Genomic DNA, 20,825 nt, shown 5'->3' with positions numbered 1-20,825 from the left:
CGGGGGCACAGCTCATGACTGCACAGGACAACCGGCTGCCCGCGCTCTCCGGCAAGGCGGCACTGGTCACCGGCGCAAGCCGGGGCATCGGGTACGGCATCGCGCAGGCGCTCGTGGCGCGCGGCGACAAGGTCTGCATCACCGGCCGCAACGAGGACGCCCTCAAGGAAGCCGTCGAGGCGCTGGGCGCCGACCGCGTCATCGGCGTCGCGGGCAAGGCGCACGACGAGGCCCACCAGGGCGTCGCCGTCGAGCGCGCCATGGAGGCGTTCGGCCGGGTCGACTACCTCGTCAACAACGCCGGTACGAACCCGGTGTTCGGCCCGATCGCCGACCTCGACCTGAACGTCGCCCGCAAGGTCTTCGAGACCAACGTCGTCTCGGCGCTCGGCTTCGCGCAGCGCACCTGGCACGCGTGGCAGAAGGACAACGGCGGCGCGATCGTCAACATCGCCTCCATCGCGGGCGTCTCCGCCTCGCCCTTCATCGGCGCGTACGGCATGAGCAAGGCCGCGATGATCAACCTGACGTTCCAGCTGGCGCACGAGTTCGCGCCGGTGGTACGGGTCAACTCCATCGCCCCGGCGGTGGTGAAGACCAAGTTCGCGGCCGCGCTGTACGAGAACCGCGAGGAGGAGGCCGCCGCCGGCTACCCGCTCGGGCGCCTCGGTGTGCCGGAGGACATCGGGGGCGCGGCGGCGTTCCTGCTGTCCGACGCCGCCGGCTGGGTCACGGGGCAGACGCTCCAGGTCGACGGCGGGCTGTTCCTCAACGCGGGAGTCTGAGGAGGCGGACGCGGGGTGGCCCGGCCGGGTGCCGGTCGTACCCGTCCCCGGTGTGAGTTCGGCGACACGGCTGGACGGGGCGTCGGCGGCGGTGGACCTGCAACTCGACGCGGCGGGGCGGGCGCGGCTCGGCACGGCCGGTCGGGCCGGAGCGGCGGGTGTGCGGGCGTTGTCAGTGGGCGCCGGTAAGTTCGTTGCCGAGAACGGATCGCACACCGGAGGTTGCCCTGTGATGACCGACATGCTGCCCGAGTCCTGGCGCGGCGTCCTCGGCGAGGAGTTGGAGAAGCCCTACTTCAAGGAGCTCACCGAGTTCGTCGAGCAGGAGCGGGCCAAGGGGCCGGTCTACCCGCCCCGCGACGAGGTCTTCGCGGCCCTTGACGCCACCCCGTACGACCAGGTGAAGGTGCTGGTCCTGGGGCAGGACCCGTACCACGGCGAGGGGCAGGGGCACGGGCTGTGCTTCTCCGTGCGGCCCGGCGTCAAAACACCGCCGTCGCTGCGCAACATCTACAAGGAGATGAAGGAGGAGCTGGGCCACCCGGTCCCGGACAACGGCTACCTGATGCCCTGGGCCCGGCAGGGCGTGCTGCTGCTGAACGCGGTGCTGACGGTGCGGGCGGGCGAGGCCAACTCCCACAAGGGCAAGGGCTGGGAGAAGTTCACCGACGCGGTGATACGCGCCGTGGTCTCCCGCCCGGACCCGGCGGTGTTCGTGCTGTGGGGCAACTACGCGAAGAAGAAACTGCCGCTGATCGACACGGAGCGGCACGCGGTGGTGGAAGGCGCGCACCCCTCCCCGCTGTCCGCGAAGAAGTTCTTCGGCTCCCGGCCCTTCACCCGGATAAACGAGGCGGTCGCCGCGCAGGGCCACACCCCGATCGACTGGCGCATCCCCGACCTGGGCTGAGCACGCGGCCGCGGCGCGTCGCGCACACCGCGCGGCGCGGTCCGGTGCCGGTTAGCGTCGGGGGAGGCAGGCCGTGCGGGGCGGCGGACGAGCGCGGGAGTGTGCGGCGGTGGACAGGCAGCGTGCGGAGGCGACCGGTGACGTGGTCCTGACCCGCATCGGGCAGGCGGTCATGCTGCACCGGGGCGGCGACCGGGAAGAGGCCCGCAACCGCCTCTCGGAGCTGTGGGCCGAGGTCGGGCCGGGCGGCGACGCCTTTCACCGCTGCACGCTCGCGCACTACATCGCCGGCACCCAGGACGACCCGGCCGACGAACTGGTCTGGGACCTCAAGGCGCTCGCGACGGCGCAGGAGGGGGAGGCGGAGCGGCAGCGCCCGGCGCGCCGCACGGCCCGGGCGGTGGCGGCGCTGCTGCCCTCCCTGCACCTGAGCCTGGCCGCCGACTACGCCGCCCTGGGCCGGCGCCCCGAGGCGCGCACCCAGCTGGACCGGGCCCGGGAGGCGGTGGCGGCGCTGGCCGACGACGCGTACGCCCGCGGCGTACGGCAGGCCATCGAGCGGCTGGCGGCCCGGGTCACCGGGGACCGCTGACGCCCGGCGCCCGGCTGCGGGCCACTGGGCCGCGGGCCACCGGGCCGCCAGGTGCGGGGCTACGCGGGGGTACGCGGGGCTTGTGCGATCAGCCCCCGTAGACGTCCCGGCAGATCAGGTCCGCACGGTCGTCGTCCTGCCAGCGGCCGTACTCCCGGCCGAGTGCGCACAGGCCGGGGGCCTGGGGCAGGCCGCGCTCCTTGGCGCGCGGGAAGGGGAGACCGTACCGGCGGGCCTTCGGAGACCGGTGCTTGCCCCGTGCGCCGTCCCTGCCCGCGGCCTTTCCCTTGGCCGCGGGGGCCGGGCGCGCCCGCTCCGCCTCCTGCGCGGCGGGGGCCGGCGTACGTACCGGTGCGGGGCGCCGCGCGGCAGGGCCGGACGGCGTCGTCGGCCGCTCGTGCGGCGGGTGACGGCTGACCTCCGGGCCGATGGGCTCCACGGAGGGGGCGGGCAGCGCGGGGCGCGGCCGGAGGCTTTCGTGGGCCGGGCGGTGGACGACGGTGACGCAGCCGGTGGCGGCCGCGGCCGTCACCACCGCGAGGACCGCCGCTGCGGGAATACGGGGCACCGGCCAACTCTCCCGACCGCGGTGGCCGTTGTGAATGCCCCGCAGGGGTGACCGGGCCGAGCGCCGTTGACCTGGTGCCAGGGGCGCCCGAGCAGCGGTGCACCCGATGACGCCCCACCCCCGGCCAGGGCGGATGCCAGGCCGTCGGGGGCGCGGTGGGGCCGGTCCACCCCGCGGCTCCGGCCGGGACCCGGCGGCCGCCGGGGGGCACGTATGCTGCCGGGGCGCCCGGGAACAGCACCGGCGCACCTGGCGCCCCGACCGGTACGGCACCGGCGCGGGCGTGGTCATCGGCAGACCCGGCGCGCCGGTCCGCGCAGGCGGGCGGGGCGCCGGCGCAACCCAAGGAGTACCCGTGAAGGTCGGCTGCATCGGACTCGGCGACATCGCACAGAAGGCGTACCTGCCGGTGCTCGGCGCGCAGCCCGGTGTCGAGCTGCACCTCCAGACGCGTACCCCCGCCACCCTGGAGCGGGTCGCCGGCACGTACCGCCTGCCCGCGGCGCAGCGCCACACCGACCTGGACACGCTGCTCGCCGCCGGCCTGGACGCGGCGTTCGTGCACGCGCCCACCACGGTCCACCCGGAGATCGTGACCCGCCTCGTGGAGGCCGGGATACCGACCTATGTCGACAAGCCGATCGCCTACGAGCTGGCCGAGACCGAGCGGATCGTGCGCCTCGCGGAGGAGCGCGGCGTCAGCCTGGCGGTCGGTTTCAACCGCCGTTACGCGCCCGGTTACGCGCAGTGCCTGGAGCACCCGCGCGACCTGATCCTGATGCAGAAGAACCGGGTCGGCCTCCCGGAGGACCCGCGGTCGCTGGTCCTGGACGACTTCATCCACGTGGTCGACACGCTGCGCTTCCTGGTGCCCGGCACGGTCGACCACGTGGACGTGCGGGCCAAGGTCAGGGACGGCCTGATGCACCACGTGGTGCTGCACCTCTCGGGCGACGGGTTCAGCGCCGTCGGCAGCATGAACCGGCTCAGCGGTTCCGCCGAGGAGATCCTCGACGTGTCGGGGCAGGACACCAAGCGCCAGGTCGTCAATCTCGCCGAGATCATCGACCACAAGGGGCAGCCGAGCGTGCGGCGGCGCGGCGACTGGGTGCCGGTCGCCCGGCAGCGCGGCATCGAGCAGATCGTGCTCGCCTTCCTGGACGACGTACGCGCGGGCCGGCTCGTCTCGGCCGAGGACGCGCTGCGCACGCACGAGTTGTGCGAGCGGGTGGTCATCGAGGCGCTGGCACAGGCGACGTGAGGCCGCCTGCCTGAAGGGTCAGCGGTTGCGTGCCCGGCGGGACCGAACCGTTCGCGTCCCCGCCATCACCACGTACACACCGAGGGCCAGGATCGCGCCGTACAGCGCCCAGTCGCCGAAGCGGACGTACGGGCTGGTGCCCGTGGCCAGCGGCACGTCGTACACGGCCGCCGCGCCACGCTCGGTGCCGAGCCGGCCGCCCACCGGCTCGCCGCGCGGCCCGTACACCGCGCTGACCCCGGTCAGCGTGGCGTGCGCCATCGGCCGCCAGGTCTCGGCGGCACGCAGCGCGGCCAGTGAGGCGTGCTGCGCCGGCGCCCAGCTGTCCTGGAAGGTCGACGTGGAGGACTGGGCCACCAGCAGATGCGCACCGTCGCTCACCAGTTGGCGGCTCATGTCGGGGAACGCCGACTCGAAGCACACCAGGGGCCCCACGCGCAGCCCGCCCGCCGAGCCGACCGGCATCAGGACCTGGCGGGTGCCGCGCATCCGGTTCTGGTCGGCGGCCTTGCCGACGTGCGTCGCCCAGCCCAGTACGGAGCGCAGCGGAATGTACTCGCCGAAGGGGACCAGCCGCATCTTGTCGTAGCGGTGGCCGGTCGCCCCGCGCGGGCCCACCAGGACGGAACTCTTGTAGATGCCGGGCTGCCCGGCGTGCCGCCCGTCGACGTTCACCAGGAGGTCGGCGCCGGTCCCACGGGAGAGCGCGGCGAGCCGGGAAGCCATCGCCGGGTCCCGGGCCAGATCGCGGTTGACGCTGCTCTCGCCCCAGATCACCAGCCGCGCCCCGCGCCCGGCCAGGGAGCGGGTCAGCACCTCGCCGCGCGCTATCCGCGCTTCGGGGCCGGCGACTTCGCCCGGCTGGACGACGCCGATCCGTACGGTGCCCGCCGCGCGCGGCACCGGCGCCCACAGCCACGCCGCCGCCCCGCCGAGGGCGCAGACGAGCAGTCCCGCCACGGCCGGGACGCGCGCCCGCGGCAGTACGACGAGCACGGCGAGCGCGGTGTTGGCCGCCACGACGAGCAGGCTCAGCAGCCACACCCCGCCGATGGAGGCGAGCCGCAGGGCGGGCGGCACCTGCCACTGGCTGGCCCCCAGCAAGCCCCACGGCCCGCCCAAGTACTCCCAGGACCTGACGAGTTCGACCATCAGCCAACCGGATGGTACGAGGACGAGGGACGCCGCGCACCGGCCCGCGCCGGGCGCGCCGCCCAGGAGTGCCCGTACGAGCAGCCCCCAGGGCGCCCACAGCAGCCCGAGGAGCGCGGCCAGCACGAGGATGAACACGTGCAGGCTCGGCAGCAGCCAGTGGTGGACCGCCAGCATGAAGCCGGCCCCGCCGAGCCAGCCGTCCAGCGCCGCCCGGCGGGCCGTGCGGGCCGAGCGGGCCAGCAGGATCCAGGGGACGAGGGCGGCGTAGGCGAGCCACCACAGGGAGGGCGCGGGGAAGGCGAGCGCGGGCAGTGCCCCGGCCGCGGCCGCCGCGGCCCCGCGCACCCAGGGCGACGCGGGCCCCGCCTCCCACCGGCCGGTCGACACCCGCATGCCGCCTCCCTCCATCGGATCGCCGCACCCAGTGTGCGCGCCTCGGCCGATCTTGCACAGCGGACGCCGCGTCAGGCCTGCTCCGGGAAGAGCCGGCGCCACTTCTCGTGGACGACGACCTCGGTCAGCCGCCAGTCGTCGGCGGCGCGGCGGGCGGTGAACAGGTAGCGGCCGGCGCAGGTGTAGTTGGGGGCGGCGGCCTTGCCGGCGGTCTCGCCCGGCGGCGCCTGAAGGGGGTCGCCGAGGTGCATCGGGTTGAGGTAGTCCGCCTGCACGGTGGCCGTGTCGCCGGGCGCGCCGCCGTCCCGCAGCGCGATGCCGATCCGCCGGTTGACGATCAGGTGCTGGCGTACGGGGAAGTGCCGCATCATGTCGGCGAGCCAGTCCGCGATGTCGGTGACGCCGCCCGCGATGCCGCCCGCGGAGCGGTAGTCGACGCGGCCCTCCGGGACGAACAGGGCCCGGTACGCGGCCCAGTCGCCGTCGTCCACGGCGATGGCGTAGCCGGTGACCAGGTCGTCGATGGCGAGGCGGTCCATGACAGTGGTGTGTTCCGCACGCTGGGTCATCGCCTCAGTTTTCGGCATGCGCACGTCCCCGCCAAGAGGCCGGGGCGGTACGGCCGCGGGCCCCCGCCGTAAAACGGGGGCCCGCGGGCGGCGCGGCAGGTCAGCGCGCCGGTGCCGGCTCCGCCGTTTCGCCGGCGGCGCGCCCCTCGGAGGTCTCCGACTGCGCGAACTGGGTGCGGTACAGCTCCTGGTAGCGGCCGCCCGCCGCGAGCAGCGCGTCGTGGGTGCCGCGCTCCACGATCCGCCCGTCCTCCACCACCAGGATCAGGTCGGCGGCCCGTACGGTCGACAGCCGGTGGGCGATGACCACGGAGGTGCGGCCCTCCAGGGCCTCGGTCAGCGCCTCCTGCACCGCCGCTTCCGAGGTGTTGTCCAGGTGGGCGGTGGCCTCGTCCAGGATCACCACGCGCGGCCTGGCCAGCAGCAGGCGGGCGATGGTCAGCCGCTGCCGTTCACCGCCGGAGAGCCGGTAGCCGCGCTCGCCGACCACCGTGTCGAGGCCGTCGGGCAGCGAGGCGATCAGGCCGTCCAGACGGGAGCGGCGCAGCGCGTCCCACAGCTCCTCCTCGGCCGCTTCGGGCCTGGCCAGCAGCAGGTTCTCGCGGATGGTGTCGTGGAAGAGGTGCCCGTCCTGGGTCACCATGCCCAGGGTGTCGCGCAGCGCGTCGGCGGTCAGGTCGCGGACGTCCACGCCGGCCAGCCGTACCGCGCCGGTGTCCGTGTCGTAGAGCCGCGGGAGCAGCTGGGCGATCGTCGACTTGCCCGCGCCCGAGGAGCCGACCAGGGCGATCATCTGTCCCGGCTCGGCGCGGAAGGAGACACCGTGCAGCACCTCGGCGCCGCCTCTGGTGTCCAGGGTCGCCACCTCTTCGAGGGAGGCGAGGGAGACCTTGTCGGCGGACGGGTAGCCGAAGCGCACGGCGTCGAACTCCACCGAGACCGGCCCGTCCGGCACCGCGCGGGCGTCCGGCTTCTCCTCGATCAGCGGCTTGAGGTCCAGCACCTCGAAGACCCGCTCGAAGCTGACCAGCGCGCTCATCACCTCGGTGTGCGCGCCGGAGAGCGCCGTCAGCGGCGCGTACAGGCGGGTCAGCAGCAGGGCCAGCGAGACGATCGAGCCCGCTTCGAGGTGGCCGCGCAGCGCCAGGAAGCCGCCGAGGCCGTAGACGACCGCCAGGGCGAGGGCGGAGACCAGGGTGAGCGCCGTGACGAAGTACGTCTGGACCATGGCGGTACGGACCCCGATGTCGCGCACCCGCCGGGCACGGGTGGCGAATTCGGCGGACTCGCGGGCCGGGCGGCCGAACAGCTTGATCAGGGTGGCCCCCGGCGCGGAGAACCGCTCGGTCATCTGGGTGCCCATTGCCGCGTTGTGGTCGGCTGCCTCCCTGCGCAGCCCGGCCAGCCGCCGGCCGACCCGGCGGGCGGGCAGCACGAACACCGGGAGCAGCACCAGCGCGGCCAGCGTGATCTGCCACGACAGACTCAGCATCACCACGAGCGTCAGCAGCAGCGTCACGACGTTGCCGACCACGCTGGACAGCGTGTCGCTGAACGCCCGCTGCGCCCCGATCACGTCGTTGTTCAGGCGGCTGACCAGGGCTCCTGTGCGCGTACGGGTGAAGAAGGCGACCGGCATCCGCTGCACGTGGTCGTAGACGGTGGTCCGCAGGTCGAGGATCAGGTTCTCGCCCAGGCCCGCCGACAGCCGGCGGGCCAGCAGGCCCAGGCCCGCCTCCGCCACCGCGATGAGGGCGATCAGCCCGGAGAGGCCGAGGACCGTACCGGCCGCCTCGGTGCCGATGATGGTGTCGACCACCCGGCCCGCGAGGAGCGGGGTGGCGACCGCGAGCGTGGCGGTCACGGTGCTGAGCACCAGGAACCAGGTCAGCGCGCGGCGGTGCGGCCGGGCGAAGGCGGCGATGCGCCGCAGGGTGGTGCGGGAGAGGGGGCGCCGGTCCTGCTGTGCGGTCAAGGCGCTGTGCAGCGAGTGCCAGGCGGTGACTTCCATGTCCATCGCGGTCCTCCGGGGCGGCGTGGTCGGCTCGGGAATGATCGCGGGCCGTGGTGACCGGCGACAGGACCCGAAGCTATGACCTCAACTAATGTTGAGGTCAAGCGATTCCCCCGTGGGCGCGCCGCGGCGTTGCGCCGGGCGGGGCGTATTGATGCGCGTCGGAGGCGTGCGCCGCTCCGAGGGGCGGGAAAGGGCGTGCGTGAACCCGCACACCAGAACCGAACGCATGAAGACGTCTTCACTTATTGCCCCAGATACGATGAGGCGCATGGGACACGGAGCCGACGGCAGGACCACACCGGCAGCACACCTGGACGCGGACGCCGCCGCGACCATCGCCGCCACCCTCCAGGCGCTGGCCACCCCGTCGCGGCTGATGATCCTCACCCGGCTCCGCCAGGGCCCCTGCCCGGTCGGCGAACTCGCCGACGCGGTCGGCATGGAGCAGTCGGCGGTCTCCCACCAGCTGCGGCTGCTGCGGGCGCTCGGCCTGGTCACGGGGTCCCGCCGCGGCCGCCGGATCGTCTACAGCCTGTACGACACGCACGTCGCCCAGCTCTTGGACGAGGCCGTCTACCACATCGAGCACCTGCGGCTCGGCGCACGCGACCTGCCCGGCACGGCGGAGGCCGAAGGCCCCGAAGGGGCGGCGGACACCGGGCGGGCCGGGGCCGGAACGAGGCCCTCAGGGCGCTGACCCGCGGTCTGCCCGGCGTGCACTCCCGTGCTCAGCCCGCTCCGCGCGCCCCAAGTCGCTCCCGTACGTCGTCCTGTGAGAGATAGACGTCGGTCCGCTCGAAGTCGCGCAGTGTGGCGGGCTTCTCCGCCTGGAATCCGGTCCGCACGAAATCGTCGCCCGCGGTGGCGTTGATCAGCCAGTTCGCGACGGTACGGAACCTGGCGACACCGGTGCGCAGCGCCAGCAGGTGGTAGCCGCGCGCCGCCACCTGGGCGGGCAGCCCGGTCAGCTCGTACCCCAGCGGCTTGGACACCGCGTCGATGCCGCCGAGGTCGACGACCAGACCGAGGTCCTTGTGCCGGTACGGCGCGCGCGGTGCGCCGCGCAGCCCGGCGATGATGTTGCGGGCGGCGTGCTTGCCCTGCCGCTGCGCGTGCTGCGCCGTGGGCGGGCAGACCGCGCCGGCACCCTTCGTCAGGTCGGGCACGGCCGCCGCGTCGCCGCAGGCCAGCACGTCCGGCATGCCCGGCACGGTCAGATCGGCGTCCACGACGAGCCGGCCGCGTACCGTCTCGGCGCCCAGCGTGCCGATCAGCGGGCTGGCCGCCACGCCGGCGGTCCAGATCAGCGTCCGGCACGGCAGCACCCGCCCGTCCGTGAACTCCACGCAGTCCTCGGTCACTTCGGCGACCGACACGCCGAGCGAGACCTCCGTGCCGCGCCGCCGCATCAGCTCCAGCGCCTTCTGCCCGAGCCGGTCGCCCAGCTCGGGCATCAGCTTCGGCGCGATGTCGATGAGGTGCCACTTGATCTGGGTGGGGTCCAGGCGCGGGTAGCGCCGGGCGGCCGCGTTGGTGAGCCGCTGGAGGTAGGCGACCGTCTCCGTGCCCGCGTACCCGCCGCCCACGACGACGAACTGGAGCCGCGCCGCGCGCTCCTGCGGGTCCGAGGAGGCGGCGGCGATGTCGAGCTGGGCGATGACGTGGTCGCGGATGTACGCGGCTTCGGCGAGTGTCTTCATGCCGCGCGCGTAGTCCGTCAGACCGGGGATGTCGAACGTACGGGTGATGCTGCCGGGCGTCAGCACCAGCCGGTCGTAGGGGATGTCGGTGATCTCGCCCGTGATCAGCCGCACCACGCAGACCTTGGCCGCGGCGTCGATGCCGACCACACCGCCGGGCACCAGGCGCGTGCGCCGCAGGATGCGCCGCAGGGAGGGCGCGATCGACTGCGGGGTGACCACACCGGCGGCGACGTGGGGGAGCAGCGGCAGGTACAGCTCGTAGTTGTTGGGCGTGACGAGCACGATCTCGGCCGTCTCGGCGGACAGTCCGTGCTCCAGGCCCCGGGCGCACTCCACCCCGGCGAAGCCGCCGCCCACGATCAGGACTCTGGGTCGTTCCATGACGCGTCCTCGCCTCTGTCGGCAGCTGTGTCGGCTCCCGGCCACGCTGGCACGGGGCGGCGGGCCTCGCCACCGCGCCCACCGGGTACCTCCTGCGACCGGGTGAGAAACAGGCGTCCCGGCCGTCCCGGCGCGCCGCGGCTCAGCGGCCGTCGTGGCGGGTGGGCCGGGGGCGGCCGGTGCGGGCGAAGTGCGGCAGGGAGATGCCGCCGCGGTGCGGTGCCCCGGCACCGCCCGCCCGGACGAACAGGGTGACGGTGACGCCCTCGGTGAAGCCGTTGCGGCGCATCAGCGCCGCCGACGCGGTGTTGTCCGCCTCGACGTCGGTCACCACGGACGAGGCGCCGGCCTCGGTCAGCACGGCGCAGCAGTCCCGTACGAGCCGGCCGGCCACCCCGCGCCCCTGGAAGTCCGGGTCCACCGCGATCCACTCCAGGTATCCCCAGTCCTCGCGCTGCTCGAAGGTCATCGAGCCGAGCACGAAGCCCGCCAGCCGCTCACCGGCCATGGCGACGCGGCAGGCGGGTACGGAGGCGTCGAGGTGGGTGGCGACCGCGGTCAGCGACCAGCCGGTGTACGGCATGGCTTTGGTGTCGTAGACCCGGCAGCCCAGCTCCAGGACGGCCGGCAGGTGTCCGGGCTCCAGCGGGTGCAGGGTGATCTCGGTGTCGGATCCGGTGTCGTGCGCGGCCGGGGTCGGCATGGCCGACGCTCCTTTCGGTGGGGAAGAGGTGGCGTAGGCGGTCGGGAGGGCGGGCCGGGTGTACGCCAGTGAGGGTGCGAACCCACCCTAAGTGGGGCGATATAGGGCTGTGGATCAACCCCTGTAGTTTGCGGGGATGAGTACCGCCGCCGCCGAGATCCTTTCCCTCCTGCTGCTGGTCTGCGTGCTGGTCTTCGCCGTACGGAGGCCGGGCGGCGCACCCGAGGCCGTGGCGGCCGTGCCGGCGGCGGGCCTGCTCGTCCTGGCCGGCGCGGTGTCGCCCGCCGCGGCGTGGACCCAGGTGCGCACCCTGCTGCCGGTCGTCGGCTTCCTGGCCGCGGTGCTGGTCCTCGCCCACCTCTGCGCGCGGGAAGGGGTGTTCGAGGCGGCCGGTGCGGCTCTGGCGCGGCGCTGCGCCGGGCGGCCGCGGCGCCTGCTGGCCGGGGTGTTCGTGCTCGCCGCCGCGGTCACGGCGGTGCTCAGCCTGGACGCTACGGTGGTGCTGCTGACGCCGGTGGTGGTGGCCACCGCCGCACACGCCGGCGTCCGCGCCCGCCCGCACCTGTACGCCTGCGCCCACCTGGCGAACTCCGCCTCGCTGCTGTTGCCCGTCTCCAACCTCACCAACCTGCTGGCGCTCGGCGCGGCCGGGCTGTCCTTCACGCGGTTCGCGGCGCTGATGGCGCTGCCGTGGGTGGTGGCGGTGGCCTTCGAGTACCTGGTCTTCAGGAAGTTCTTCGGGCGGGAGCTGGCGGAGGACACCGGCGGGCCCGCGGCCGAGGAGGGCCGGACGGGCGGGCCCGCGACCGAGGGCCCCGCGCAGGATTCGCCCCCGCTCCCCGTGTTCGCCCTCGTGGTCCTCTCGCTCACGCTCGCCGGCTTCGTCGTGACCTCCTTCGCCGGGCTCGAACCGGTCTGGGCGGCGCTGGCCGGCGTCCTGGCCCTGGGGATACGCGCGCTCGCGCGCCGGGAGACCAGCGTGGCCGGGATGGCCGGGGCGGCGAAACCGTTCTTCTGCCTCTTCGTCCTGGCCCTCGGCATCGTGGTGGAAGCGGTGGTCGCCAACGGCCTCGGCGGCGCCGTCGACCGGCTGCTGCCCGAAGGCCCGTCGCTGCCCGCGCTGCTCGGCGTCGCCGCGTTCGCCGCCCTCCTGGCCAACGTCATCAACAACCTGCCCGCCGTACTGGCGCTGCTGCCGGTCGCGGCGCACGGCGGCCCAGGGCCCGTGCTCGCGGTGCTGATCGGTGTGAACCTCGGCCCGAACCTGACGTACGTCGGCTCGCTGGCCACACTCCTGTGGCGGCGCACCCTCCAGGACCGGGGCGACGCGCCGGACCTGGGCACCTTCACCCGCCTCGGTGTGCTGACCGTACCGGCCGGGCTGGTCCTGACGACGGTGGCACTGTGGGGAGCCCTGAACGTCATCGGCGCGTAGGGCGCTCGTACGGTTCCACGGGCGGCCCGGCGCCGACGCCCTACAGCGGTGCCTCCCAGACCACCACCGCGTCGCCCCCGCGCTCCGTCACCGTCAGCCGCACCCCCGCCCGCCCGTCGCCGAGGACGGCCGTCGCGTCGACCACCACGTCGATACGGACCGGTTCCGACGTCCCCCGCCGCCCGCCCGGCTCCGCGAGCGCCGCCCGCAGCGCCATGACCAGCTCCTCGCCGTTCGCCTCGCCGACCCGCGCGTCCACGGGGCCCACGAACCGCACCGACGGCCGGGCGCCCAGGACGGCGGCCGCGGCGCCGGCCTCCTGGAGGACGCGGGTCCGCAAACCGGCCGGCGCCTCGGCCGGGCCCTGCTGCAGGGCGATGATCGCGGTCCGTATCTCCTGGACCGTCGCGTCCAGCTCGTCCAGGGCCCGGCCGACGCCCTCCCGCACCTCGGGCACCACCGCCTTGCGCTGCGCGCCCGCCAGCAGCATCCCCGTCGCGAACAGCCGCTGTATGACCAGATCGTGCAGATCGCGGGCTATCCGGTCGCGGTCTTCGTACACGGCCAGCCGCTCGCGGTCGCGCTGCGTGTCGGCGATCACGAGCGCGAGCGCCGCCTGCACCGCGAACTGGGCCGCCAGGGTCCGCTCGGTCGAGGTGAAGCGCCGCCCGCCCGAGGCCCGGCACAGGGCGAGCGCACCCAGCACCTTCCCGTTGCTGCGCAGCGGCAGCAGCATGGTCGGGCCGTAGTGGCGGGCGAGCGGGGAGACCGACCGCGGGTCCGTCGCGAAGTCGTCCGTGTGGACCGAGAGCCCGGCCCGTATCTGGTGGACGACCGGGCTCTCCGGCGGGATCACGCCCCGGTACGCCTCGTCGCGGGCCGGGTCCGGCAGAACCGTGGAGAGCGCCACGACCTCCATGCCGCCCTCGGAGTGCGGCAGCATGACGGCACCGGTCGCCGCCTCGGCCAGTTCCCTGCCCCGTTCGGCCACGACGGTGAGCGCGTCCTCGGCCGTCGACCCGGTTCCGGGGCCGGCCAGCAGGGCGTTCGTGACCGAGGCGGCGCCGTCGATCCAGCGGCGGCGCTGCCGGGCGGCGGAGTACGCCCGGAAGTTGCCCACGGCGATGCCCGCCTCGGTGGCCAGGATCCGCACCAGGTGGAGGTCCTCGGCGCCGAACTCCGCGCCGTCCCGCTTGTCCGCCACACAGAGGCTCCCGAAGCGCTCGCCGCGCACCTGTACGGGCACGTCGAGGAAGGAGCGCGCCGGCGGCCGGCCGATCCGGCGGTGGACCTCGGGGGAGACGCCGTACGTGATCAGGTCGGCCGGCCCGTCGCCGTCCTCGTCCAGGATGCCGATGGCGGCGTACCGGGCGGAGGTCAGGGAAGCGGCGGTCTCGGCGATGCGGCGCAGCGCGCTGTCCACGTCCAGGTCGGTGCCGACCGCCACCATCGCTTCGAGGAGCTGCGGGAGCCGCGGGACGGGCCCGTCGGGGCTGCCGGACAGCTCGCGCAGGCTCTGCGCGGTGTCCTCGGCGGTGCCGGGGGCGCGGACGGGCGCGGGGCCGTGCGGGTCGGCGGGGCCGTGGAGGTCGGGAGTCTGCGGCATCGGTCCGGCGTCTGCCCTGTTTCTGCTCGGCTCGGCGCCGCGCGCCCACTGCCGGTGTGAGCCACGTGCGCCGTACGGAACCAGGGGCGGCTGCGGGTCTATATCGTGCCCCTGACAACTGGATGGCTGATTTCAGTCTAGTTCGTCCGAATGAATGAACTTGTGACTGATTGGCGGGGGCCGACGCGTGGCAGGCGCGGCGGACATGCGTAGGAGAAGGATAAGGAGTGGCCGGAAATCGCTCGGTCTTTCGTCGGACCGGCGGACCGCCGGAGGCGCCGGCCGCAGATGCTGCCGCCCCGGATTTCACCGCCCCGCTCCCGTTGCTCCCGACGCCCCGGCCACCGACCGCGTACCGGCCACCGCGGCGGCCGTCGGCGGCGCAGTTTCCAGGAGCCCGGCGTCCACCGCCCAGGCCCGTGGCATGAGTTTGAGACAACTTCTTTACGTATGTGCCGTCCGGACTGACAGGGGGGCCAGTGGGTAAGCCGTAGACACGTAAGGGCACAGCCGACGACCCGGACCCCGCCGGAGGCTGGCGCCGCGCGGATGCCGAACGCCGACGGTGGTCATCCCCGCCGGGGCCGCACCAGGGCGAGTCCCCAAACTTCCGTATGTCCCGACCGCCAGCGTGCGGCGGCAGCACGCGCACCGGCACGGAGGTGGGGACAGGCATGGTGGATCAGGGGCGGAGTTTCACGAGCCGGGAACACGTGGTCGGCGCGACAACCGTGGTGGAACTGGGCGGAGAAGTGGACATTCTCGCGGCGACCGCGCTGGCCGCGCGCCTCGACGAGATCACCGGCGCGCGCTGCCCCGATCTCGTCCTGGACATGCGGTCGGTGACCTTCATCGACTGCTGCGGACTGTCGTTGCTGTGCCGCACCCGGCGGCGTACCGAGGCCAAGGCGGGGCGGCTGCGCCTGGCGGGCGTCGCCGAGAGCCCCAGCGTGCTGCGGCTGTTGCGGCTGACCGGCCTGCTGCCCGTCTTCGACCTCTGCCTCGATCCCGGCCCCGACGCCGTTTACGGTATCGCCGAGGAAGCCGCCGGGCCCGGCCGGGGCGGGGCCTGTGCCTGTACGCCGCGGCCCGAGGGCGAGGGGTGCCCGGCCACTCCGGACACCCCCACGGACAACGCCGTCGCCTGACGCGACATCAGGCGGGCAGCGCGGCCTCGATCGCCGCCGTCAGCTCCTCGGCCTCGGGCTCCGTCCGGGGCCGGAACCGTCCCACGACCGCCCCTTCGCCGTCGATGAGGAACTTCTCGAAGTTCCACTGCACGTCACCGGCCTCGCCCGCGCCGTCCTCGGCGCGGGTGAGCTCCGCGTACAGCGGGTGCCGCTCGGGGCCGTTGACGTCCGTCTTCTCGAACAGCGGAAAGCTGACGCCGTACGTCGTCGAGCAGAACGTGGCGATCTCCTCCGAGCTGCCCGGCTCCTGGCCCGCGAACTGGTTGCTGGGGAAGCCGAGGACGGTGAAGCCGCGGTCGGCGTACCGCTGCTGGAGCCGCTCCAGGCCCGAGTACTGCGGGGTCAGCCCGCACTTGGATGCCACGTTGACCACCAGGAGGGCGCGGCCGCGGTAGTCGGCCAGCGAGGCGGACTCGCCGTTCAGGGTGCGCAGGGGGATGTCGTACAGGCTCACGTTCGGGCTCCTCGGTACGGGATCGTGACGGCGGACGCGCTTCGTACGCGACAACCGTGCCGGTGCGCGCAATCTTCCCCGACCGGAATCCCGCCGGGCCGGGGAGGGTGCTCCGTGACCCACTTGGCCCGTCGTGCCCCTCTTGACCCGTAAGCGAACGTGCCAGCACAGTACGGAGGACCAGCTGGTCCGACCAGTCTCCCGGCCGAGGGCAGGGAAGCCGGAGGGTGCCGTGCACAGCAGCCCGAGTGTCGTGCCGCCGGGTCCGGACGCCGGCGTGCCGGAGGTCGACGAAGCGGCCGCCGTCGCCTTCGCACAGGACCTCGTACGGATGAGAACCGTCAACGCCGCGGGTGCCACGGCCGTCGAACAGCCCGCCGCCGACCTCGTCTCCCGCCTCTTCACCGCGTTCGGCTGGCCCCACGAGGTGGTGCCGGTGGCGCCGGGCCGCCCCAATGTCGTCGCGGTCGTCGAGGGCGGCGGCGGGCCGGGCCGCACCCTGATGTTCGAAGGGCACACCGACGTCGTCACCGAGGGCGACGCCGGGGACTGGTCCGTCGATCCGTACGGCGCCGAGATCCGCGACGGCAGGCTGTGGGGCCGGGGCGCCGCCGACATGAAGTCCGGCGTGGCCGCGATGGTCTACGGGGTGCGGGCGCTCCAGCGGGCCGGCCCCTTCCCCGGGCGCATCGTCGTCGGCGTGCTGTGCGACGAGGAGGGCCTGATGCTCGGGGCCAAGGCGTTCGCCGCCTCGCCGCTCGCCGCCGGGGTGGACGGTGTGATCGTCTGCGAGCCGGAGGGCTACGAGGTGTGCACCTCGGCCCGCGGCGGCATCCGCCTGCGGCTCGGCCTCCGGGGCGAGATGGCGCACGGCGCGATGCCGCAGGAGGGCCGCAGCGCCCTCGTCGCGGGCGCGCGGATCGTCGCCGCGCTCCCGGAGGCCGAGGCGTGGGCGCTGCGGCGGTACGGCACCCACCCGCACGCCGGAGCGGTGACCGTGACCCCGACGGTGCTGCGCGCGGGCGACCCCGACCAGCTCAACGTCATACCGGGCCACGGCGTGCTCGGCATCGACGTACGGACCGTTCCCGGCACCGACCACGCCGAGCTGGTCGAGCACGTCCGGCAGGCGGCCGTGCTCGCCGCGGCCACCGTGGGCGTCACCGTCGAAACGGCCGTCGTCGACGACCGGCCCGCCGTCGAGACCGACGCGGCGCACCCGCTCGTCACGGCGCTGGTGGCCGGCCACCGGCAGGTGCACGGCGCCGCGCCGCGCTTCGGCGCGGTGCCCGGCACGACCGACGGGACGATCCTGACCCGCGACGCGGGACTGCCGACGGTCGTCTACGGACCGGGCGGCAAGTGGATCGCCCACCAGAAGGACGAGTACGTGGAGGTGCGCGAGATCGCCGAGTACGCCCGGGTCTACGCCGCGGCGGCCCGGCACTTCCTGAAGGGCGGAGCCCGGCCGGAAGGCGGCGGCGCGTGAGCCTTCCCGCCGCCTTCCCCCGGGGCCTGCCCGTCGGCGACGGCTGGGTGCCCGCTCCGCGTACCGGCCCGGTCGTCTTCCCGTACGACGGCACGCAGTTCGCCACCGCGCCGGTGGGCGACGCGGACCTCGCCCGCCGCGCCGCCGGGCACGCCGCCGCCGTGCGCGCCCGCGTCGCGCGGCTGGCCTCGCGCGTACGGCGCCGGGTGCTGGGCGGGGTGGCCGCCGACCTGGAGGCCGTCGCGGGGCCGATGGAGGACCTGCTCGTCCTGGAGACCGGCAAGCCGCGTACCGACTGCCGCACCGAGGTACGGCGGGCCGTGGTGACCTGGCAGGCCGCCGCCGACGAGGTGGTGCACATCCACGGTGAGACGGTGCCCCTGGACCTGCTTCCCTCGGGGGACGGCATGGTCGGCTTCTGGACCCGGCGCCCCGTGGGCGTGGTGGTCGGCATCGCCGGCTTCAACTACCCGATGATGCTCGCCTCCCACAAGATCGCCCCGGCGCTCGCGGCCGGCTGCCCGGTGATCGTCAAACCGGCCCCGGCCACGCCGCTGGCCACCCTGTGGCTGGTCCACCTCGTACGGGAACGGCTCGCCGCGGCCGGCGCGCCGCCCGGCGCCGTGCAACTGGTCACCGGCGACGCGGCGGTCGGCCGCACCCTGACCACCCACCCCGAGGTGGCGGCGGTCTCCTTCACCGGTTCCGCCGCCGTCGGCCACCGCATCGCCCGCGACGCGGCGCCCCGCAAGACCGTTCTCGAACTGGGTTCCAACGCGGCGCTGGTGGTCGCCGCCGACGCCGACCTGGAGGCGGCCGCCGACGCCGTGGCACGCGGCGGCTACTACGCCTCCGGCCAGGCGTGCATCGCCGTACAGCGCGTCATCGCCGTCGCCGGGATCGCCGGCGAGCTGGAGCGGCGGATCGCCGGACGGCTGCCCGGGATCGTCGTCGGCGATCCGCGCGAGGAGGACACCCGGGTCGCCGCCCTCATCGACGAGGCCGCGACCGAACGGGTGCTGTCCTGGATCGACCGGGCCCGTGCGGCCGGGGCGCGGGTGGTGGCGGGCGGCACCCGCCGCGGCCGGTGCGTGACACCGACGCTGCTGGCCGACGTGCCGGACGGGGAGCCCGCGTGGGACGAGGAGATCTTCGGTCCGGTCGTCGCGCTGCGTACGGTGCCGGACCTGGACGCGGCGTACGACCTGGTCAACGCCGGGCGGTACGGGCTGCACGCGGCGGTCTTCACCCGCGGCCTGGACGCCGCCTTCCGGGCGCTGGACGCGCTGGACGTCGGCGGCGTGGTGATCAACGAGGTCCCGGGCTACCGCAGCGACGTCGCGCCGTACGGCGGCGTCAAGGACTCGGGGCTCGGCCGCGAGGGGCCGCGCTTCGCGATCGAGGAACTGACGGTGCCGCGGATGGCCGTGATCCGCCCGTGAGCGCCCCGGCCGGTGCCGGCACGGGCCCGTACCTTCTACGACCCCGGGAGCACACCATGGAGCAGATGATCGAGTACGCGAAGCTGTTCCGCCTGGACGGGCGGCGGATCGCGGTCGTCGGCGGCGCCGGCGGGATCGGCCGGGAGGCGGTACGCGCCCTGGCCGCGCACGGCGCCGAGGTGATCGTCGCCGACGTGGACGCGGCCGGCGCCGCCCGCGCGGCGGAGGCAGCCGCCGCCGAGCCCCCGGCCCCCGGCAGCCGGACCGGCACGGCGACCGCGTTCCCCCTCGACGTGCTGGACGACGACGCGGTACGAGACGCGGCCGCGCGGTGGGGCGCCCTGGACGGGCTGGTCGTCACCGTCGGCGTCAATGTGCGCAAGCGGATCGCCGACTACACCGCCGCCGAGTTCGACCGGGTCGTCGCCCTCAACCTGCGGGCGGTCTTCACCCTCGTCCAGGCCGTGGCACCCGGCATGGCGGAGCGCGGCCGGGGCAGCGTGGTCGGCCTGGCCTCCATGCGCGCCGTCCAGGTCGAACCGGGGCAGAGCGTGTACGCGGCCTCGAAAGCCGGGCTGGTGCAGTTCCTGCGGACGGCCGCTGCGGAGTGGGGGCCGCGCGGCGTGCGGTGCAACGCGGTGGCGCCCGGCGTCGTCCGTACGCCTCTCACCGACCAGATCGCCGCCGTCCCCGCCTGGTACGACGCGTACGCCCAGGCGTCCGCGCTGGGGCGCTGGGCCCGCGCCGACGAGATCGCCGGCGCCGTCGTCTACCTCGTCTCCGACGCGTCCACCTTCGTCACCGGGAGCGTGCTGAGCGTCGACGGCGGCTGGACGGCGGTCGACGGCCGGTTCGAGCCGTCGGTCTGACCGGATGGCGTGCCACCCTCGCCACCCGCTCGAAAAGCGTGATTCAGATCACGGGAATTCCGGTGTAACAAACCACGGGTAAGTGCGCGATGAATAAAGAGGTGCTCGCCGTGCACCGTGCCTATGTGTATCGAGAGGTTCCTCGTGTCACTCACCTCGTCCATCACGCGACCGCAGGAAATAGCCGTATCCCCGGCCCCGGAAGCCGTACCGTCCGCAGGTACCGCGATCGAGGCGGCGGGCGGATTCACCCTGTCCCACGGTGACGAGGGGGACGCGCCGGCGCAGCAGGTCGCCGGCAGCGGCGCCTCCGCCGACCCGGTCAAGGACTACCTCAAGCTGATCGGCAAGGTCCCGCTGCTCAACGCCGAGCAGGAGGTCGAGCTGGCCAAGCGCGTCGAGGCCGGCCTGTTCGCGCAGGAGAAACTGGACACCGGCGAGCCCACCGGGAAGCTCAGGCGCGAACTGGAGATCCTGGTCGCGGACGGCGCACGCGCCAAGGAGCACCTGGTCGAGGCCAACCTCCGGCTCGTCGTCTCGCTCGCCAAGCGCTACACCGGGCGCGGCATGCTCTTCCTGGACCTCATCCAGGAAGGCAACCTCGGCCTGATCCGCGCGGTCGAGAAGTTCGACTACGTCAAGGGATTCAAATTCTCGACGTACGCGACCTGGTGGATTCGCCAGGCCATCACCCGCGCCATGGCCGACCAGGCCCGGACGATCCGCATTCCGGTCCACATGGTCGAGATCATCAACAAGCTGGCCCGGATTCAGCGCCAGCTGCTCCAGGACACCGGCCGCGAACCCACCCCCGAGGAACTGGCCAAGGAACTCGACATGACCCCGGAAAAGGTCATCGAGGTACAGAAATACGGCCGTGAACCGATATCCCTGCACACCCCGCTGGGCGACGAGGGCGACAGCGAGTTCGGCGACCTGATCGAGGACACCGAGGCCGTCGTCCCGGCGGAGGCCGTCGGCTTCTCCTTCCTCCAGCAGCAGCTGCGGGCCATCCTGGAGACCCTCGCCGACCGTGAGGCCGGCGTCGTCTCGATGCGCTACGGCCTCAAGGACGGCCAGCCCAAGACCCTCGACGAGATCGGCAAGGTCTACGGCGTCACGCGCGAGCGCATCCGCCAGATCGAGAACAAGACCATGTCGAAGCTCCGCCATCCGTCGCGCTCGCAGCTGCTGCGCGACTATCTCGACTAGAGGTTGTCCCGTATGGGGTGTGAGTTATCCCGTGAGGGCCAGGTTGTGCAACCGGGCGATGCCGAGCATGGCCTGGTGAACTCCGTCGCCC

The 20,825-nt window shown here is 73.9% G+C and carries 18 protein-coding genes and 1 pseudogene; 11 read left to right on the top strand and 8 right to left on the bottom strand.

Going from position 1 to position 20,825, the window contains the following annotated elements:
* The first annotated feature begins 14 nt into the window (after positions 1-14).
* The 3 genes from ACH4K4_RS38200 to ACH4K4_RS38190 all read left to right on the top strand — a co-directional run bounded on the left by ACH4K4_RS38200 (position 15) and on the right by ACH4K4_RS38190 (position 2,287).
* On the top strand, positions 15-785 hold the full coding sequence (locus ACH4K4_RS38200) for an SDR family oxidoreductase (protein ID WP_398174821.1): 771 nt from the start codon (positions 15-17) through the stop codon (positions 783-785).
* A 232-nt stretch (positions 786-1,017) separates the two neighbouring features.
* The gene (locus ACH4K4_RS38195; protein ID WP_398174818.1) at positions 1,018-1,695 is read left to right on the top strand and encodes a uracil-DNA glycosylase; all 678 of its coding nucleotides are present in this window, start codon (positions 1,018-1,020) and stop codon (positions 1,693-1,695) included.
* 109 nt (positions 1,696-1,804) lie between these two features.
* Complete coding sequence (locus ACH4K4_RS38190) at positions 1,805-2,287, top strand: hypothetical protein (protein WP_398174815.1); 483 nt, start codon at positions 1,805-1,807, stop codon at positions 2,285-2,287.
* A gap of 88 nt (positions 2,288-2,375) precedes the next feature.
* On the opposite strand, the gene ACH4K4_RS38185 is transcribed toward ACH4K4_RS38190, so the two are convergent.
* On the bottom strand, positions 2,376-2,855 hold the full coding sequence (locus ACH4K4_RS38185; protein WP_398174812.1) for a hypothetical protein: 480 nt from the start codon (positions 2,853-2,855) through the stop codon (positions 2,376-2,378).
* Positions 2,856-3,210: 355 nt separating this feature from the next.
* Between ACH4K4_RS38185 and ACH4K4_RS38180 the strand changes: the two genes are divergently transcribed.
* Complete coding sequence (locus ACH4K4_RS38180) at positions 3,211-4,116, top strand: Gfo/Idh/MocA family protein (protein ID WP_398174809.1); 906 nt, start codon at positions 3,211-3,213, stop codon at positions 4,114-4,116.
* An 18-nt stretch (positions 4,117-4,134) separates the two neighbouring features.
* Here ACH4K4_RS38180 and lnt read toward each other — a convergent pair whose 3' ends face one another.
* From lnt to ACH4K4_RS38165, 3 genes are all read right to left on the bottom strand, one after another.
* Positions 4,135-5,664, bottom strand: a complete 1,530-nt coding sequence (gene lnt / locus ACH4K4_RS38175; RefSeq protein WP_398174806.1) for an apolipoprotein N-acyltransferase — start codon at positions 5,662-5,664, stop codon at positions 4,135-4,137.
* A gap of 71 nt (positions 5,665-5,735) precedes the next feature.
* On the bottom strand, positions 5,736-6,233 hold the full coding sequence (locus ACH4K4_RS38170) for a nuclear transport factor 2 family protein (RefSeq protein WP_398174804.1): 498 nt from the start codon (positions 6,231-6,233) through the stop codon (positions 5,736-5,738).
* Positions 6,234-6,333: 100 nt separating this feature from the next.
* Positions 6,334-8,250, bottom strand: a complete 1,917-nt coding sequence (locus ACH4K4_RS38165; RefSeq protein ID WP_398174801.1) for an ABC transporter ATP-binding protein — start codon at positions 8,248-8,250, stop codon at positions 6,334-6,336.
* Positions 8,251-8,518: 268 nt separating this feature from the next.
* Here ACH4K4_RS38165 and ACH4K4_RS38160 point away from each other — a divergent pair, with 268 nt between their 5' ends.
* Positions 8,519-8,947 carry an ArsR/SmtB family transcription factor gene (locus ACH4K4_RS38160; RefSeq protein ID WP_398174798.1) on the top strand — a complete coding sequence of 143 codons (429 nt, stop codon included), beginning with the start codon at positions 8,519-8,521 and terminating at the stop codon, positions 8,945-8,947.
* Between the two features lie 31 nt (positions 8,948-8,978).
* Here the strand turns inward: ACH4K4_RS38160 and ACH4K4_RS38155 are convergent, their stop codons facing one another.
* Positions 8,979-10,334 (bottom strand): NAD(P)/FAD-dependent oxidoreductase, encoded by a 1,356-nt coding sequence (locus ACH4K4_RS38155; RefSeq protein WP_398174795.1) that lies wholly within the window; start codon positions 10,332-10,334, stop codon positions 8,979-8,981.
* Positions 10,335-10,476: 142 nt separating this feature from the next.
* Entirely contained in the window at positions 10,477-11,037 is a 561-nt protein-coding gene (locus tag ACH4K4_RS38150) for a GNAT family N-acetyltransferase (RefSeq protein WP_398174792.1), read from the bottom strand.
* A 136-nt stretch (positions 11,038-11,173) separates the two neighbouring features.
* Between ACH4K4_RS38150 and ACH4K4_RS38145 the strand changes: the two genes are divergently transcribed.
* Positions 11,174-12,472 carry an SLC13 family permease gene (locus ACH4K4_RS38145; RefSeq protein ID WP_398174789.1) on the top strand — a complete coding sequence of 433 codons (1,299 nt, stop codon included), beginning with the start codon at positions 11,174-11,176 and terminating at the stop codon, positions 12,470-12,472.
* A gap of 40 nt (positions 12,473-12,512) precedes the next feature.
* On the opposite strand, the gene ACH4K4_RS38140 is transcribed toward ACH4K4_RS38145, so the two are convergent.
* Positions 12,513-14,078, bottom strand: coding sequence for a GAF domain-containing protein (locus ACH4K4_RS38140; RefSeq protein WP_398174786.1), 1,566 nt, complete (start codon positions 14,076-14,078; stop codon positions 12,513-12,515).
* A 674-nt stretch (positions 14,079-14,752) separates the two neighbouring features.
* On the opposite strand from ACH4K4_RS38140, the gene ACH4K4_RS38135 reads away from it, so the two are divergent.
* Entirely contained in the window at positions 14,753-15,226 is a 474-nt protein-coding gene (locus ACH4K4_RS38135) for an STAS domain-containing protein (protein ID WP_398174783.1), read from the top strand.
* A gap of 7 nt (positions 15,227-15,233) precedes the next feature.
* On the opposite strand, the gene ACH4K4_RS38130 is transcribed toward ACH4K4_RS38135, so the two are convergent.
* On the bottom strand, positions 15,234-15,722 hold the full coding sequence (locus tag ACH4K4_RS38130) for a glutathione peroxidase (protein ID WP_398174780.1): 489 nt from the start codon (positions 15,720-15,722) through the stop codon (positions 15,234-15,236).
* 232 nt (positions 15,723-15,954) lie between these two features.
* Between ACH4K4_RS38130 and ACH4K4_RS38125 the strand changes: the two genes are divergently transcribed.
* The 4 genes and pseudogenes from ACH4K4_RS38125 to ACH4K4_RS38110 form a co-directional block, all read left to right on the top strand.
* The gene (locus tag ACH4K4_RS38125; RefSeq protein WP_398174777.1) at positions 15,955-17,211 is read left to right on the top strand and encodes a M20 family metallopeptidase; all 1,257 of its coding nucleotides are present in this window, start codon (positions 15,955-15,957) and stop codon (positions 17,209-17,211) included.
* The gene (locus ACH4K4_RS38120) at positions 17,208-18,653 is read left to right on the top strand and encodes an aldehyde dehydrogenase family protein (RefSeq protein ID WP_398174774.1); all 1,446 of its coding nucleotides are present in this window, start codon (positions 17,208-17,210) and stop codon (positions 18,651-18,653) included. Before ACH4K4_RS38125 ends, ACH4K4_RS38120 begins: the two co-directional genes overlap by 4 nt.
* Before the next feature lie 56 nt (positions 18,654-18,709).
* The gene (locus ACH4K4_RS38115) at positions 18,710-19,522 is read left to right on the top strand and encodes an SDR family NAD(P)-dependent oxidoreductase (RefSeq protein WP_398174771.1); all 813 of its coding nucleotides are present in this window, start codon (positions 18,710-18,712) and stop codon (positions 19,520-19,522) included.
* A 219-nt stretch (positions 19,523-19,741) separates the two neighbouring features.
* Positions 19,742-20,734 (top strand): annotated as a pseudogene (locus tag ACH4K4_RS38110) (RNA polymerase sigma factor); the annotation flags it as partial.
* Positions 20,735-20,825: the final 91 nt, after the last annotated feature.

Source organism: Streptomyces sp. NPDC017529 (assembly GCF_044329785.1).
Taxonomy (GTDB): Bacteria; Actinomycetota; Actinomycetes; order Streptomycetales; family Streptomycetaceae; genus Streptomyces.
This window is presented reverse-complemented; position numbering and strand designations above follow the sequence as displayed.

Coding starts and splice junctions, on each gene's coding strand:
- ACH4K4_RS38140 (WP_398174786.1), bottom strand. CDS start 14,078: ATGCCGCAGACTCCCGACCTCCACGGCCCCGCCGACCCGCACGGCCCC.
- ACH4K4_RS38200 (WP_398174821.1), top strand. CDS start 15: ATGACTGCACAGGACAACCGGCTGCCCGCGCTCTCCGGCAAGGCGGCA.
- ACH4K4_RS38115 (WP_398174771.1), top strand. CDS start 18,710: ATGGAGCAGATGATCGAGTACGCGAAGCTGTTCCGCCTGGACGGGCGG.
- ACH4K4_RS38165 (WP_398174801.1), bottom strand. CDS start 8,250: ATGGACATGGAAGTCACCGCCTGGCACTCGCTGCACAGCGCCTTGACC.
- ACH4K4_RS38160 (WP_398174798.1), top strand. CDS start 8,519: ATGGGACACGGAGCCGACGGCAGGACCACACCGGCAGCACACCTGGAC.
- ACH4K4_RS38170 (WP_398174804.1), bottom strand. CDS start 6,233: ATGACCCAGCGTGCGGAACACACCACTGTCATGGACCGCCTCGCCATC.
- ACH4K4_RS38195 (WP_398174818.1), top strand. CDS start 1,018: ATGACCGACATGCTGCCCGAGTCCTGGCGCGGCGTCCTCGGCGAGGAG.
- lnt (WP_398174806.1), bottom strand. CDS start 5,664: ATGCGGGTGTCGACCGGCCGGTGGGAGGCGGGGCCCGCGTCGCCCTGG.
- ACH4K4_RS38155 (WP_398174795.1), bottom strand. CDS start 10,334: ATGGAACGACCCAGAGTCCTGATCGTGGGCGGCGGCTTCGCCGGGGTG.
- ACH4K4_RS38135 (WP_398174783.1), top strand. CDS start 14,753: ATGGTGGATCAGGGGCGGAGTTTCACGAGCCGGGAACACGTGGTCGGC.
- ACH4K4_RS38150 (WP_398174792.1), bottom strand. CDS start 11,037: ATGCCGACCCCGGCCGCGCACGACACCGGATCCGACACCGAGATCACC.
- ACH4K4_RS38145 (WP_398174789.1), top strand. CDS start 11,174: ATGAGTACCGCCGCCGCCGAGATCCTTTCCCTCCTGCTGCTGGTCTGC.